This is a genomic window from Siminovitchia sediminis, assembly GCF_042680885.1.
GTDB lineage: Bacteria > Bacillota > Bacilli > Bacillales > Bacillaceae_C > Siminovitchia > Siminovitchia sediminis.
In genome coordinates this window covers 18,768-33,722 of record NZ_JBHUEO010000014.1, presented here as the reverse complement: position 1 = coordinate 33,722, position 14,955 = coordinate 18,768, and the positions used below count along the sequence as shown (strand labels likewise).

The 14,955-nt window shown below is 43.1% G+C and carries 15 protein-coding genes; all 15 read left to right on the top strand.

Annotated features, from left to right (window positions below; all coding sequences use genetic code 11):
• Nucleotides 1-186: 186 nt before the first annotated feature.
• The 15 genes from rnmV (at nt 187) to mfd (ending at nt 14,917) form a co-directional block, all read left to right on the top strand.
• Entirely contained in the window at nt 187-744 is a 558-nt protein-coding gene (gene rnmV, locus ACFSCZ_RS07170; RefSeq protein ID WP_380773147.1) for a ribonuclease M5, read from the top strand.
• Nucleotides 744-1,631 carry a 16S rRNA (adenine(1518)-N(6)/adenine(1519)-N(6))-dimethyltransferase RsmA gene (gene rsmA / locus ACFSCZ_RS07165; protein WP_380773151.1) on the top strand — a complete coding sequence of 296 codons (888 nt, stop codon included), beginning with the start codon at nt 744-746 and terminating at the stop codon, nt 1,629-1,631. Before rnmV ends, rsmA begins: the two co-directional genes overlap by 1 nt.
• Before the next feature lie 91 nt (nt 1,632-1,722).
• Nucleotides 1,723-2,586, top strand: a complete 864-nt coding sequence (gene yabG, locus ACFSCZ_RS07160) for a sporulation peptidase YabG (protein WP_380773150.1) — start codon at nt 1,723-1,725, stop codon at nt 2,584-2,586.
• Nucleotides 2,587-2,795: 209 nt separating this feature from the next.
• Nucleotides 2,796-3,065, top strand: coding sequence for a biofilm formation stimulator Veg (veg, locus tag ACFSCZ_RS07155; RefSeq protein ID WP_380773146.1), 270 nt, complete (start codon nt 2,796-2,798; stop codon nt 3,063-3,065).
• 88 nt (nt 3,066-3,153) lie between these two features.
• The gene (locus tag ACFSCZ_RS07150) at nt 3,154-3,324 is read left to right on the top strand and encodes a small, acid-soluble spore protein, alpha/beta type (protein WP_380773145.1); all 171 of its coding nucleotides are present in this window, start codon (nt 3,154-3,156) and stop codon (nt 3,322-3,324) included.
• 322 nt (nt 3,325-3,646) lie between these two features.
• Nucleotides 3,647-4,501 carry a 4-(cytidine 5'-diphospho)-2-C-methyl-D-erythritol kinase gene (ispE, locus tag ACFSCZ_RS07145; RefSeq protein WP_380773144.1) on the top strand — a complete coding sequence of 285 codons (855 nt, stop codon included), beginning with the start codon at nt 3,647-3,649 and terminating at the stop codon, nt 4,499-4,501.
• Nucleotides 4,502-4,614: 113 nt separating this feature from the next.
• Nucleotides 4,615-5,448: a pur operon repressor gene (gene purR, locus ACFSCZ_RS07140; RefSeq protein WP_380773143.1), complete on the top strand. Its 834-nt coding sequence runs from the start codon at nt 4,615-4,617 to the stop codon at nt 5,446-5,448.
• A 15-nt stretch (nt 5,449-5,463) separates the two neighbouring features.
• Complete coding sequence (locus ACFSCZ_RS07135; protein WP_380773142.1) at nt 5,464-5,838, top strand: RidA family protein; 375 nt, start codon at nt 5,464-5,466, stop codon at nt 5,836-5,838.
• A gap of 193 nt (nt 5,839-6,031) precedes the next feature.
• Complete coding sequence (gene spoVG, locus ACFSCZ_RS07130; RefSeq protein WP_380773140.1) at nt 6,032-6,325, top strand: septation regulator SpoVG; 294 nt, start codon at nt 6,032-6,034, stop codon at nt 6,323-6,325.
• A gap of 430 nt (nt 6,326-6,755) precedes the next feature.
• Nucleotides 6,756-8,129, top strand: coding sequence for a bifunctional UDP-N-acetylglucosamine diphosphorylase/glucosamine-1-phosphate N-acetyltransferase GlmU (gene glmU / locus ACFSCZ_RS07125; RefSeq protein WP_380773139.1), 1,374 nt, complete (start codon nt 6,756-6,758; stop codon nt 8,127-8,129).
• A 13-nt stretch (nt 8,130-8,142) separates the two neighbouring features.
• Nucleotides 8,143-9,102 (top strand): ribose-phosphate diphosphokinase, encoded by a 960-nt coding sequence (locus ACFSCZ_RS07120; RefSeq protein WP_380773138.1) that lies wholly within the window; start codon nt 8,143-8,145, stop codon nt 9,100-9,102.
• A 540-nt stretch (nt 9,103-9,642) separates the two neighbouring features.
• Entirely contained in the window at nt 9,643-10,269 is a 627-nt protein-coding gene (locus ACFSCZ_RS07115; protein ID WP_380773137.1) for a 50S ribosomal protein L25/general stress protein Ctc, read from the top strand.
• 189 nt (nt 10,270-10,458) lie between these two features.
• Nucleotides 10,459-11,019 carry an aminoacyl-tRNA hydrolase gene (gene pth / locus ACFSCZ_RS07110; protein WP_380773136.1) on the top strand — a complete coding sequence of 187 codons (561 nt, stop codon included), beginning with the start codon at nt 10,459-10,461 and terminating at the stop codon, nt 11,017-11,019.
• 71 nt (nt 11,020-11,090) lie between these two features.
• Nucleotides 11,091-11,321 (top strand): anti-sigma-F factor Fin family protein, encoded by a 231-nt coding sequence (locus ACFSCZ_RS07105; protein WP_380773135.1) that lies wholly within the window; start codon nt 11,091-11,093, stop codon nt 11,319-11,321.
• Between the two features lie 71 nt (nt 11,322-11,392).
• Nucleotides 11,393-14,917, top strand: a complete 3,525-nt coding sequence (gene mfd, locus ACFSCZ_RS07100; RefSeq protein WP_380773134.1) for a transcription-repair coupling factor — start codon at nt 11,393-11,395, stop codon at nt 14,915-14,917.
• Nucleotides 14,918-14,955 lie beyond the last annotated feature (38 nt).

Sequence of the window (14,955 nt, the reverse complement as noted above, 5' to 3'; positions counted from 1 at the left end):
AAATGTTGGTGTGGTAACTTACATTTTACTAGAAAGGGCGATTTTTTTGTATGCCTTTTTTAGAACTAAACAAAATAGGGCTGTCACAGAAAATCAGTTTTTACTGACTTTCTGGACAGCCCCTTTCCTTTTTTATTCATAAGCAGGGTATAATAGAAAATAATTCAGTTGATCTCCGGAGGAAATATGAAAATAAAAGAAGTTATTGTTGTGGAAGGAAAAGATGATACGAGAGCCGTCCAGCGGGCGTTGGAAGCTGATACCATCGAAACGAACGGATCGGCTGTATCAATAGAGACCCTGAAAAAAATTAAGCATGCGCATGAAAAGAGAGGAGTTATTGTGTTAACAGATCCCGATTATCCGGGGGAAAAAATCAGAAAAAAAATTACAGAGCATGTCCCTGGCTGTAAACATGCATTTATTCATAAAAATGAGGCAAGACAGCGCAATGGACGAAGCATCGGTGTGGAGCATGCTTCACCCGACGCCGTCCGGCGGGCTTTAAAAGCAGCTCACGTCATGATGGAAACAGAGGAAGAGCTCATTACAAGGGAAGATCTGATCGCAGCAGGCTTGATTGGAGGCCCGAAAGCTGCAACCAGGAGAGACCTGCTCGGTGAACGGCTGAAAATTGGTTATGCGAACGGAAAACAGCTGCATAAACGGCTGATGATGTTTCAAATTTCCCGGGAAGAATTTTTCGAAGCTCTTGAACAAGTACTGCGGGAGGAAGAGACATGATGCAAAAAGATATCGCAACACCGATGAGAACAAGAGAAATTATGAGAAAATACGGATTTTCTTTTAAAAAAAGCCTCGGGCAGAATTTTTTAATCGACCCCAACATTTTACGTAACATCACAAAATATGCCGGGCTGACGAAAGAAACTGGGGTGATTGAAATTGGACCCGGTATCGGGGCATTAACGGAACATTTGGCAAGAAGGGCAAAAAAGGTAGTTGCTTATGAGATTGATCAGAGGCTGCTGCCCATTTTGGACGATACCCTTTCCCCTTACGATAATATTCGCATTTTACACGAGGATGTATTAAAAGCAGATCTCCGCCAAATGATTGAGGAAGAGTTTGCCGGTATACAGGACATGATGGTCGTTGCGAACCTGCCTTATTATGTTACGACTCCAATTATATTAAAATTGCTTGAAGAGAAGCTTCCCGTTCGCGGAATTGTTGTGATGCTTCAAAAAGAGGTCGGGGACCGTATCGCTGCAAAGCCCGGAACGAAGGATTACGGGTCTTTATCCATTGCCATTCAATATTATACGACCGCAGAAACCGTCATGATTGTTCCAAAGTCTGTCTTTATTCCTCAGCCCAATGTAGATTCGGCAGTAATTAGAATGCTGTTAAGGGAGCAGCCGGCTGCAGATGTAGAAAATGAAGGCTTTTTCTTTGATATTGCCAAAATGTCATTTGCCCAGCGCCGAAAGACGCTGATGAACAACTTAACAAGCGGTTTAAAGAATGGAAAGGCAAGAAAGGATGAGATTGCCAATGCAATTCAGAAAGCCGGCATAGATCCGTCCCGGAGGGGTGAGACACTGTCTATGGAGGAATTTGCTGCACTGAGTGATGTGCTATTTCCTTTATTCGGCGAATCTGACTGAAACAGACACCATGAGCAAATAAACAGCATAGCCTATGAGAGATAGATAATAGTGCTGTTTATTGGAGTTGACGACCGTGATATCAGTAAATATGATTGTCGGCCGATTGTCTCACAAGTGTGATCTTTTATTCAGAGTGATTGACATTCAGGAGATTAACGGTCAAACAACAGCCATTTTATATGGGGAGGATTACCGTCTTGTGGCGAATGCGCCGATTGAAGACCTCGTTCCTATTTCAAAAGATGAACAGCTCACAAGGTCATCCGAAGTACGCTCGTTGGAAGAGCAGTCCTGGGAGTTATTTCAACAAGATTTGGATCTGATCAGATCCCAACAAGAATACCATGCCACAGAGGGTTATAAAAAAGATTTTGACTGCTTCCAGATGCCGGGCCGTGTACTTCACTTGGACGGTGATCCGAATTTTTTAAAGCGGTGCCTTGACCTATATTCAAAAATGGGTGTTTTGGTGAAAGGATTACATTGTGATGAAAAGGAAATGTATAAGCTTGTTCCATCTTTGATTGATCAATACAGACCGGATATTCTTGTGATTACAGGCCATGATGCCTATTCGAAAAGCAAGGGCAAGAAAATAGATTTAGACGCCTATCGACACTCAAAATACTTTGTCGAGGCAGTGAGGGAAGCCCGAAGGAAAATACCGCATTTAGACCAGCTTGTAATTTTTGCCGGCGCCTGTCAGTCACATTTTGAATCACTTATCTATGCAGGAGCAAACTTTGCCAGTTCTCCCCAGAGAGTAAATATACACGCTTTGGATCCTGTCTATATTGTGTCTAAAATCAGTTTTACTCCCTTTACAGAAAGAATTCATGTATGGGAAGTCCTTCGGAACACCCTGACCGGCCAGAAAGGGCTTGGGGGCATAGAAACTAGAGGAGTCCTTAGGCATGGCATGCCTTTTAAGCCGTTGGATGATGAGGAGTAATGTGGATCAGCATTGGAAGTCAGCCAATGCTGTTTCTTTTTAATACATATCTTTCCTTAAACAAGGTATACTAAGATTGTTGTAAAAAAGAGGATCTTGTAGAAAAATAATGATTGACAAGATCATGGCTTCATTGATAAAATTGTAAATTTGTTTGACATTTATCGTACGATGTGTTACACTGAAATCTAGTGAGGTGGAGCGAAAAGATGCCGAAAACATTAGCGAGCATTAAAAAATCCCTTGATTCAAATCTAGGCAAGAGATTAATGTTAAAAGCCAACGGAGGACGCAGAAAGACGATCGAACGTTCCGGAGTATTGGCAGAAACATATCCATCAGTATTTGTAGTTGAGCTAGATCAAGATGAAAATGCATTTGAACGAGTGTCATATAGTTATGCAGACGTTCTGACGGAAACAGTCGAATTGACTTTTTACGATGAAACAACGGGAAATATAGCAATAGGACAGCAGTAACCGACAGGTACTGCTGTTTTTGTTTTCCAAGGATATTCCCTGTTCCACTGAGCAAAATACAAAAGCGGATGCAAAGGGGGAAATGGCTTTGGGAAGAAGAAGAGGCGTCATGTCTGATCAATTGAAAGAAGAATTGGCAAAAGAGTTGGGGTTTTATGATGTCGTCCAAAAAGAAGGATGGGGCGGCATTAAAGCCAGAGATGCTGGAAATATGGTAAAGCGCGCCATTGAAATGGCAGAACGACAGCTCGGCCAATAAGACAATCGTGAAGAGTGATGACTTGACCTAAAGACTATGGATAAATACCATCCGCAACTAGCCGGGGCAGATATGCCGCGGCTTTTTTCAAATATAACCGGAAACCCTCCAAAAAAGTGAAAGATAAAATGTGTATTCCATGCCGGAGAACCCTTTGTTTTTTCTGCATAGTGAACTTGGAGTTAGGGAAACGTTCGTGGTAAAATGAACATTATGTATAGAGAAGAGAGACAAACAAAGGTGCCAGATCATTCTGTTCCAAGTTAAGTGGATGAAGCTGAAGCCTCTGTTGCTGTCCTTTAGTAAGCAGGTGATTTTTAAAATGAAGCTTTTAGTAAAGGCACCGGCAAAAATCAATTTATCTTTGGATGTCCTTGGAAAAAGGGATGACGGCTACCATGAAGTAGAGATGGTTATGACGACAATAGATTTGGCAGACCGGCTGGAACTGACCGAAACAAAAGAAAGCAGGATTTCGATCCTTTCCCGGAATCGTTTTGTACCGGCTGACGATCGGAATTTAGCCTATCAAGCGGCGAAGCTTTTAAAAGAAAGGTTTCAAGTAAACCAAGGGGTAGAAATATCCATTAATAAATCCATACCCGTCGCGGCTGGACTGGCTGGAGGAAGCAGTGATGCTGCGGCCACGCTGAGAGGGCTGAATGACCTGTGGAAGCTAGGATTATCTGTCCATGAGCTTGCCGAACTTGGTTCTGAAATTGGTTCGGACGTGTCATTTTGTGTATATGGAGGCACTGCATTAGCCAAGGGAAGAGGAGAAAAAATCAAAAAACTGCCGGCACCTCCTCCATGCTGGGTTGTCCTAGCCAAGCCATCTATTGGTGTGTCAACCTCCGATGTTTACCGGAACTTAAAATTGAGCAAGATCAGCCATCCGAATACACAGGGAATGATCCAGGCCCTGGAAGATCATGATTATGAAGGTGTCTGCCGGAACATGGCCAATGTGCTGGAAAGCGTCACGTTATCCATGCACCCTGAAGTATTGCAAATTAAAAAGCAGATGGAGCGATTCGGGGCTGATGCGGTTTTGATGAGCGGGAGCGGTCCTACAGTATTTGGCCTTGTCCGCCATGATTCCCGGCTGCAAAGAATGTATAATGGGCTGCGCGGTTTTTGTGATCAAGTTTTTGCGGTCCGTATGCTTGGTATGTGAATAAGCGGAAGGGTTCGTCCAAGAACCATATGAAAAATTCTTGCCTAAACACGTACAATCATGTATATTTTCTTTGATAATATTCGTATTTTTTTGTTCCGGGAGGTTGCAAAATGAAGTTTCGCCGAAGTGAGCGGCTGGTGGATATGACGCATTATCTCATGAATCATCCACGAGAGCTCATCTCTTTATCTTGGTTTGTCCAGAGATACCAGTCAGCTAAGTCCTCCATTAGTGAGGATCTAGTCATTATTAACGAGATGTTTAAACACCAGGGTATCGGAATACTGCAGACTGTCCCGGGGGCCGCCGGCGGTGTTAAATACTTCCCAATGGTTAAAAAGGAGCAGGCCGCCGATTTTGTGAAAGTACTTTGCGATTTAATTGCCGACCCTGACCGCCTGTTGCCAGGCGGATATCTGTATATGGGTGATCTGCTGGGTGATCCGAAAATTTTACATGAAGTAGGAAAGCACCTGGCTGCTGCAGTCACTGATAAGAACATTGATGTCATTATGACAGTTGCCACGAAAGGAATCCCGATCGCCCAGGCGGTATCAACATTCTTGAATGTACCTTTTGTGATCGTTCGACGGGATACAAAAGTAACGGAAGGTCCAACTGTGACGATTAACTATGTATCAGGTTCTACCAAACGGATACAGACCATGGTTCTGTCAAAACGAAGCTTAAAAGAAGGTTCCAATGTCCTGATTGTTGATGACTTTATGAAAGCAGGCGGAACGATTCATGGGATGGTCAACCTTTTGGAAGAGTTCGATGCATCTGTTGCCGGTATTGCTGTATTAGTTGAATCAGAACACGTGGAAGAAAGACTGGTGGATGATTATATCTCCCTGGTTAAATTAACTGATGTCAACACCAGAGAAAAGCAAATCAACGTAGTAGAAGGCAATTATTTTTCTAAAGTAGATCATTTTTTATAAAAGGAGTCGTTACATATGCGTAAAGTTGAAACAAACCAGGCACCTGCAGCGATAGGGCCCTATTCCCAAGGAATCATTGTCAACAATTTGTTTTACAGCTCAGGCCAAATTCCTTTGACGCCTGAAGGAGAGCTTGTTGGAAACAGCGTTGAGGAACAGGCGCACCAGGTGTTTAAAAATGTACAAAATGTAGTGGAGGCTGCAGGAGCTTCCCTGGATACTGTCGTCAAAACAACATTGTTTATTAAAAACATGGATGACTTTGGAACGATCAATGAAATTTATGCGCAATATTTCTCTGAGCATAAACCTGCCCGCTCCTGTGTAGAAGTAGCCAGACTTCCAAAAGATGTATTGCTGGAAATGGAAGTTATTGCCCTTGTGAAGTAAACCATCCGCCGTTTAAAAACGGCGATTTTCTTCAAAAAAAGTAAGCGCTTCACCGGAGTGCCGGCAATAAAATCCCTCCCTTTTCTATGAATAGAAAAGATTCAAAAAAGTTACGTGAATAAGAAGGAAAATTCGAAAGTTTGTTGAATACATACAAGGAGCATTTTAATTAGGCGAGAAGGTGGTGAACACAATGGAAGTAACTGATGTTAGACTGCGCCGTGTCAATACGGAGGGCAGAATGAGAGCGATTGCCTCAATTACCCTCGATGATGAATTTGTTGTTCACGATATTCGTGTAATTGATGGAAACAACGGGCTGTTTGTGGCTATGCCAAGTAAACGTACTCCTGATGGAGAATTTCGGGATATCGCCCATCCAATTAACTCGAACACCAGAAATAAAATTCAAGATGTAGTTCTGGCTGAATATCATCGCTTGGGTGAATTGGAAGAGCCGGAACTGGAAGAAGCGGGAGCTTCCTAAATAATATAAACTAATACATCAAGAGCCTACTATTGGAGTAAGGCTCTTTTTCCTTGTGGTAAAGACCGTTGAAAGGCATGGCAATTGATAGTCATTTCCCCTGTTTTATTCCCAGTATAAATCCCTCTTCATTATCCTCCTTTTGTCTCTAACTCTTCCAGAATATACAAGGAAGTGAGCTTGGATTTGTTTTACAGTTGATCATATGTGATCAGCAGAGTGTATAGAATCCAACAAATAGAAATTATTTTGCATTAAGCCTAACCATACACATGTACAATGGACTTTGTCTGTTCTAATGAGTCTCTGCCTTTTAGGATAGACACTTGGATTTCTGTTATTTCCATTTTTCCCTCTATATACATGTTCTTGAAAAATACTTGATTTTAAGCTATATTCATAATGGAAAAAATGATTTGGAGGACCTTTTATGATAAATAGATTCGCTGTAGTTTTGGCAGCGGGACAAGGCACCAGAATGAAGTCCAAGCTTTATAAAGTGCTCCATCCAGTCTGCGGAAAGCCCATGGTAGAACATGTTGTTGATCATATTTCTCAGTTGCAGGTCAATCATATAGTGACTGTTGTCGGCTTTGGTGCTGAAATGGTTAAAGAACGCCTGGAAGGGAAAAGTGACTTTGTTATTCAGGAGGAACAGCTGGGAACCGCCCATGCAGTGATGCAGGCAAAAGATGCTTTAAGCGGGAAAAAAGGCACGACACTTGTCATTTGCGGGGATACTCCTCTTATCTCAGTAGACACGATGTCAGCATTAATGAAGCAGCATGAAGAGTCAGGTGCCAAAGCAACGGTGTTGACAGCCCGAGCTGAAAATCCATCCGGTTATGGACGGGTCATTCGGAATGCGAAGGGCGATGTGGAAAGAATTGTTGAACATAAGGATGCAAATGAAGAGGAATTAGCCGTTACGGAAATCAATACAGGTACATATTGTTTTGATAACGACGCGCTGTTTGCAGCCCTTGAACATGTATCTAACGAAAATGCCCAAGGGGAGTACTATCTTCCTGATGTCATTGAAATTCTTAAGGAACAAAACGAGACTGTTTCGGCCTATATTACAGACGACTTTGAAGAGACACTCGGTGTCAATGATCGTATTGCACTGGCAGAAGCGGAAAGAATTATGAGGAAACGCATTAATAGAAAGCATATGAAAAATGGCGTAACCATTATTGATCCTGCCAATACCTATATTGACACGGACGTCATGATTGGCAGCGATACGGTGATTTTGCCGGGAACGGTTATTCAAGGAAAGTCGCGGATAGGGGAAGACTGCAGAATCGGTCCGCATACTGAAATTTACAATTGTGAAATCTCTCACAATACAACAGTACAGCAATCTGTTCTTTCCGACAGTTCCGTTGGAAGCCATGTTAAAATTGGTCCGTTTGCTCACATTCGCCCTGATTCAGATATCCGGGATGAAGTGAAAATTGGTAATTTTGTCGAGATTAAGAAGACATCCTTTGGAAAGGGAAGCAAAGCTTCTCATTTAAGTTATATAGGAGATGCCGAAATTGGCAATAATGTCAATATTGGCTGCGGGTCCATTACGGTAAATTATGATGGCCAAAATAAATTTACGACTAAAATTGAAGACGATGTATTTGTTGGCTGCAATTCCAACCTAGTGGCTCCTGTCACTATTAAAGAAGGGGCTTATATCGCTGCAGGTTCAACAATTACAGATGAAGTGCCGGAATCAGCACTCGCGATTGCGCGCGCTCGCCAAGTAAATAAAGAAAATTATGCTGAAAAGCTAAAATCAAAAAAGTAAATGGAGGCTCCCCATGTCTAACCAATATCTTGACCCTACACTAAAAGTTTTTTCATTGAATTCAAATCGTGAACTTTCAGAGGAAATTGCGAAAGAAATCGGTGTAGAGCTTGGTAAATGTACGGTCAGCCAATTCAGCGATGGCGAAATACAAATCAATATTGAAGAAAGCATCCGAGGCTGCGATGTATATGTAATCCAGTCTACATGCGCACCGGTTAACCAAAATCTCATGGAGCTTCTGATTATGACAGATGCATTAAAGAGAGCATCTGCCAAAACCATTAACATAGTTATGCCGTACTATGGCTATGCTCGTCAGGACAGAAAAGCACGCGCAAGAGAACCCATTACTTCCAAGCTGGTAGCCAATTTGATAGAAACAGCTGGAGCGACTCGCGTTTTAACTTTAGATCTGCATGCTCCGCAAATACAAGGGTTCTTTGACATTCCTATTGACCATCTGATGGGTGTTCCGATTTTGGCAGATTATTTTAAGGAAAAAGAGATGGTCGGTGAGGATCTGGTCATCGTATCTCCGGATCATGGTGGAGTGACTCGCACACGCAGATTGGCAGATCGCCTGAAAGCGCCCATTGCCATAATAGATAAACGCCGTCCTCGCCCCAATGTGGCGGAAGTCATGAATATTGTAGGTCAAGTAGAAGGTAAAAGGGCCATTTTGATTGATGATATCATTGATACGGCCGGTACCATCACTTTGGCTGTAAATGCCTTAAAAGAAGCCGGGGCTAAGGAAGTATATGCCTGCTGTACACATCCGGTTTTATCAGGTCCGGCCATTGAGCGCATTCAGAACTCCGATTTGAAGGAACTGGTGGTCACAAATTCTATCCCGCTGCCGGAGGAAAAGAAAATTGATAAAATTAAAGAACTGTCCATAGCTCCTCTTATCAGCGAAGCCATTATCCGTATCCATGAACACAAATCAGTCAGTACATTGTTTGATTAATAGAAAAGCGTAGGGCGGCTGCTTAGGGGCGACAAGCGCTGGAGACAAAACCAGTGAAGGCGTAGTTTACCTTCATTGGTTTTGTTGAAGCGACCTCGAGCCCCTGCCGCCCGGAGCTGGACAATAGAAAAGCGTAGGGCGGCTGCTTAGGGGCGACAAGCGCTGGAGACAAAACCAGTGAAGGCGTAGTTTACCTTCATTGGTTTTGTTGAAGCGACCTCGAGCCGGCGTCTTGTCTGGCGGGACAACAGAAAGGCCAAAAACGGACTGGGTATCAAAAGCTTGTTTCTTAAATCAGGACTGCTTCCGGAAAAGCCGCCTAGTGTCCTTGATTCCGTCAGTAACCATGATGACACTGTATAGCATGGGTCATGTTTCCATCATGATCCATGATTCCTTTAGGCTTAAGCTACTTGCTTTTTATCCGGATTTCCATAAATTCTGAATATTTATTTACTTCCGGCTAGAGGTTTATTGGAATGTATGTTAAGGTATATATAAGGATAATACTTTACTACATATGTTAGGAGAAGGTGTTTAATGGTGAATGTACTGAAAGCAAAAAAAAGGACCAGCACTAAACGTTCCTATCTTCGTTCTTTAAGGGAACAGGGAGGTATTCCTGCTGTTGTTTACGGTTACCAAACGGACAATACTCCTATTTCAATTGATAATACTGAATTTATCAAGCTTATGCGTGATGTAGGGCGAAATGGCGTGATCCAATTGGATCTGGAAGGGAAAAAAATCAACGCTATTTTGCATGAATATCAGGAAGATCCTATTAAGAGTGATGTGATCCATGCGGACTTCTTATCTGTTGACCTTTCACAGGAAATTGAAGCTACCGTACGCATTGAATTAACAGGTGAGGCAGTGGGCGTTAAAAATGGAGGCGTTGCCCAGCAAATCCTTCATGAAGTGACTGTTACAGCTAAACCTGATGATCTTCCTGAAGTAATCGCAGTTGATATATCCGGTCTCGATATCGCTGACTCCATCTCGATTGGAGAGATTCGAGGAAACTACTCTATAACCATCAATCATGAAGATGACGAAACAATCGCTACGATCCTGACTCCGACAGTTGAACAGGAATCAGAAGATGGTGAAGATGTATCAGCACCGGAAGAAGCGGAAGAGAATAAAGATACAGAAGAGGAATAAGTTTATTTAGCAGCATAGGCGCAGCCATCAAAGGTTGCGCTTTTTCCCCGCTGTACAAAGATATGGGGAAGCACTTTGTCACCTCAAGGGTCTTACGCCTGCGTATGACTGCTTAGAAAGGGACTTCCTCTTTTGAAAAATTGGAAGCTGTAAAATAAACGGGTTGGCGAAAAATTTGAGGTGTTTTGGATGAAATTGATTGTAGGGCTGGGAAATCCCGGTTCCCGTTACGAAAAAACAAGGCATAACATCGGTTTTAAAGTAATCGATGCATTGGCGCAAAGAAGCGGCATCACTTTACATGAATCCAAGTTTTCGGGCCTATATGCCTCCATTCACAAAAATGGTGAAAAGGCCATATTATTAAAACCCCTGACCTATATGAATCTGTCAGGGGAAAGTGTCCGTCCTTTAATGGATTATTATAAAATTCCGGTAGATCATCTATTGGTGATTTATGATGATCTTGATCTGCCTGTGGGTAAAATTCGTTTAAGGCAAAAAGGCAGTGCCGGCGGCCATAATGGGATGAAATCGATTATCCAGCATCTAGGTACATCTGATTTTAACCGCATCAGAATTGGTATTAACCGTCCCCCCGAGGGGATGAAAGTTCCTGATTATGTTCTTGGTCAATTTTCTGATGCTGAACGGATAGAGATGGAATCCGTTGTCCAAACATGTGCGGATGCGTGCGAGGAATGGCTGGAAAAACCTTTTCCCGAAGTCATGAACCAATTCAACTCCTGATCTGAATAAGGAGCGGCACAGGCGTTCATACTACAAGTAATATACTGTGCCTTTTCCAAGGAGTGATTGGATTGACGATTCATTACTTTTGCCGTCATTGTTCGGCAAAATTAGGTTCTATTGAAAATGATATTATACAGTCCCAACAATTGGGTATACACAAATTAACGGATGAAGAAAGGCAGGAAATGGTTACGTACCAAACGGACGGAGATGTTCATATCCAAGCCATTTGCGAAGACTGCCACGAAGCATTTTCTCGCAACCCTGACTTGCATCAATATGATTATCTGATTCATTGAGGAGCTTTGGCTTGGACCAAAGCGTTTTTCCGTTAAAAAGGTGTTCCATTTTCTGGAAAGAGGAGAAAGACATGCATGCTTTAAGAGACTTGATACTACAACAAAGTGAGCTGCAATCAGTTATCGGCGGACTGAAAGAAGGAATGAATGAACAGCAGGTCGCGGGACTGTCGGGGTCTGCGAGGACGCTGTTTATTGCAGCAACGGCAAAAGAAACAAACCGATCGCTTATTGTGGTTACACATAATTTGCTTCAGGCACAAAAACTTTATGAAGACCTTTCCCAGTTGGTTGAAGAAGATCAGTTATATTTATACCCTGCAAATGAGTTGATTGCATCTGAGCTTGCTGTGGCCAGTCCTGAGCTCCGGTCCCAGCGAATAGAGGCACTCAATCATATGGTTTCGGGCCGTCAGGGTATTTTTGTCGTGCCTATGGCCGGAATTAGAAAAATACTGCCGCCTGTATCCGTTTGGAAAGAGCTGCAAATCGAAATCGAAACGGGAGCTGAGTTGGACTTAAATAAGAAACTGCCTCTACTCATTCAAATGGGTTATACCCGCTCCGACATGGTCAGTGCGCCCGGGGAGTTTAGTTTGCGCGGAGGCATATTGGATATTTATCCATTGACGGAATCAGATCCCATCCGAATTGAGTTGTTTGATGTTGAAGTTGATTCCATACGGACTTTTTCGCTGGATGATCAGCGCTCAAAAGAAAAGCTTTCCCGAGTTGTAATTGGACCTGCCACGGAGTCCCCGGCAGATGCAGGCCAGTTGTTGCGGGCAGCGGATCAATTGGAACAAAGCTTGAGCCGATCTTTAAAGAAAGTGAAAAAGGATTATACGAAAGAGCAGCTTGCCCAAAATATCGGGGCTGATATTGAACAAATGCGTAACGGCCAGAAGCCGGAACAATTTTTTAAATATACGCAACTAGCCTATGAGCCGGCTGCAAGTTTGCTAGATTATGTTCCTCAAGACAGCATCATCGTACTTGATGAATTCAGCCGCATCCAGGAAATGAATGAGCGATTGGAGAAGGAAGAAGCAGAATGGTACATGGCAGTCCTTGAGCAGGGGAGCGTTACCCATGATTTGAAGATTGCCCACTCGCTGAATGAATTATTTGTGGGCACGCCATTGCCCCGTATTTATGTATCATTATTTTTGCGTCATATTCCTAACACGAGTCCCCAAAATATAGCAAATGTTCCTTGTAAACTCATGCAAAACTTCCATGGGCAGATGCATTTGCTCTCTTCAGAGGTGGATCGTTGGAAAAGCAATCAAATGTCTGTTGTCTTTCTTGCCCCGAATGAAGAACGCAGTCAAAAAATGCAGTCCGTTTTGCGTGATTATGGAGTGGAAGCTGCTGTTGTCGAGGAACCGGGCCAGTTTTCCGGTGTACAAATCATAAAGGGTGCACTCAATGCCGGATTTGAACTGCCTTCACTGAAGCTTGCTGTAGTAACAGAAGAAGAAGTATTCAATAAGAAAACAAGAAAGATGAAGCGGCGGCAAAAGCTGTCAAATGCAGAGCGAATTAAAAGCTACTCCGAATTGAATCCCGGTGATTATGTTGTTCATGTCAATCATGGGATCGGTAAATACCTTGGAATTGAAACGCTTGAAATGAAAGGCATTCATAAAGACTATTTGCATATTTCCTATCAGGGCAATGACTCGCTGTATGTTCCGGTGGACCAGATCGAGCTTGTTCAGAAATACGTCGGTTCCGAAGGCAAAGAACCCAAAATGTATAAACTCGGAGGAAGCGATTGGAAACGTGTTAAGAAGAGGGTAGAGTCTTCGGTAAAGGATATTGCAGATGAATTGATCAAGCTGTATGCAGAACGTGAAGCGTCAAAAGGGTATGCGTTTTCCCCTGATGGGGACTTGCAGAGAGAGTTTGAACTGTCTTTTCCTTATCAGGAAACAGAAGATCAGCTGAGATCCATTGCTGAAATTAAACGCGACATGGAAAGGGAGCGTCCAATGGACCGTCTGCTCTGCGGTGATGTAGGTTATGGTAAAACAGAAGTGGCCATCCGTGCCGCTTTTAAAGCCATCATGGACGGAAAGCAAGTGGCGATATTAGTTCCGACAACAATCTTGGCCCAGCAGCACTTTGAAACCATTAAAGAGCGGTTTAACGGCTACCCTATCAACATCAGCCTGCTCAGCAGGTTCCGGACAAGGAAACAGCAGACGGAAACAGTCAAAGGCCTGAAAAACGGTACGATTGATCTTGTGATCGGTACCCATCGCCTATTATCAAAGGACATAAAATTTGCTGAACTCGGACTGCTGATTGTAGATGAGGAACAGCGATTTGGCGTTACACACAAGGAAAAAATCAAACAGCTGAAAACCAATGTTGACGTGTTGACTTTAACGGCAACCCCGATACCTCGGACACTCCACATGTCCATGCTTGGGGTACGGGATCTGTCAGTTATAGAAACCCCGCCGGAAAACCGTTACCCGGTCCAGACGTTTGTCATGGAATATAATGGTGTTTTTATAAAGGAAGCGATTGAACGTGAGCTGGCCCGTGACGGCCAGGTATATTTCCTGTATAACCGCGTGGAAGATATTGAGAGGAAGGCGGAGGAAATTTCCTTGCTTGTCCCGGATGCAAGAGTTGCCTACGCTCATGGGCAAATGAGTGAATCCGAATTGGAGGCTGTTATATTAAACTTTTTAGACGGGGAATTTGATGTGCTTGTCACAACCACAATTATCGAAACCGGCGTAGATATCCCAAGGGTGAATACACTGATTGTACATGATGCAGACCGGATGGGTCTTTCTCAGCTGTATCAGCTGAGAGGGCGCGTAGGACGTTCCAATCGTGTGGCATATGCCTATTTTACGTACCGGAAAGATAAAGTACTGTCGGAAGTGGCTGAAAAAAGATTGCAGGCCATTAAAGAATTTACCGAGCTTGGGTCAGGATTTAAAATTGCTATGCGTGATTTGTCCATAAGGGGAGCCGGTAACCTGTTGGGAGCCCAGCAGCACGGTTTTATCGATTCTGTAGGATTCGACTTGTACTCTCAAATGCTGAAAGAAGCCATTGAACAGCGTAAGGGTGATATGCCTGAGGATACCGCGCCTATATTAGAAGTGGAACTTAATTTGGATGCTTACATTCCTGATGCTTACATTTCCGACAGCCAGCAAAAAATAGAAATGTATAAGCGGTTTAGAAACCTTGAAACCATGGAAGAAGTCGAAGAGCTTAAAGAAGAAATGATAGACCGTTTTGGGGACTATCCGGAACAAGTGGATTATCTGTTTACTGTTGCCGAAATGAAAGTGTACGCAAAAGCCATTAAGCTGGAATCCGTTAAACAGTCTAAAAGCGAAATTGCCATCTACTTTTCAGAAGAAGGAACCAATGAAATTGACGGACGGAAAGTTTTTGAAATCACAAACCGACATGGCCGCATAGTTGGTCTGGGTATGGAGGGCAGCCGTTTGAAAATTACGCTTCAAACAAAGAGACTGGAAACAAAAGAGTGGCTTTCCATTGTCGTGGACATGATCAAGCAATTAAATACGGCCAAAAAAGAACAGGCCCCGGTTTAGATATCAGGCCGGTCAATTGCAATAGTCATGCAGAGCTG

Bases quoted from the DNA above. Each gene is read 5' to 3' on its own strand.
- ispE (WP_380773144.1), top strand. From the start codon at position 3,647: ATGAAGCTTTTAGTAAAGGCACCGGCAAAAATCAATTTATCTTTGGAT.
- rnmV (WP_380773147.1), top strand. From the start codon at position 187: ATGAAAATAAAAGAAGTTATTGTTGTGGAAGGAAAAGATGATACGAGA.
- ACFSCZ_RS07135 (WP_380773142.1), top strand. From the start codon at position 5,464: ATGCGTAAAGTTGAAACAAACCAGGCACCTGCAGCGATAGGGCCCTAT.
- spoVG (WP_380773140.1), top strand. From the start codon at position 6,032: ATGGAAGTAACTGATGTTAGACTGCGCCGTGTCAATACGGAGGGCAGA.
- veg (WP_380773146.1), top strand. From the start codon at position 2,796: ATGCCGAAAACATTAGCGAGCATTAAAAAATCCCTTGATTCAAATCTA.
- pth (WP_380773136.1), top strand. From the start codon at position 10,459: ATGAAATTGATTGTAGGGCTGGGAAATCCCGGTTCCCGTTACGAAAAA.
- purR (WP_380773143.1), top strand. From the start codon at position 4,615: ATGAAGTTTCGCCGAAGTGAGCGGCTGGTGGATATGACGCATTATCTC.
- ACFSCZ_RS07120 (WP_380773138.1), top strand. From the start codon at position 8,143: ATGTCTAACCAATATCTTGACCCTACACTAAAAGTTTTTTCATTGAAT.
- yabG (WP_380773150.1), top strand. From the start codon at position 1,723: ATGATTGTCGGCCGATTGTCTCACAAGTGTGATCTTTTATTCAGAGTG.
- rsmA (WP_380773151.1), top strand. From the start codon at position 744: ATGCAAAAAGATATCGCAACACCGATGAGAACAAGAGAAATTATGAGA.
- mfd (WP_380773134.1), top strand. From the start codon at position 11,393: ATGCATGCTTTAAGAGACTTGATACTACAACAAAGTGAGCTGCAATCA.
- glmU (WP_380773139.1), top strand. From the start codon at position 6,756: ATGATAAATAGATTCGCTGTAGTTTTGGCAGCGGGACAAGGCACCAGA.
- ACFSCZ_RS07115 (WP_380773137.1), top strand. From the start codon at position 9,643: ATGGTGAATGTACTGAAAGCAAAAAAAAGGACCAGCACTAAACGTTCC.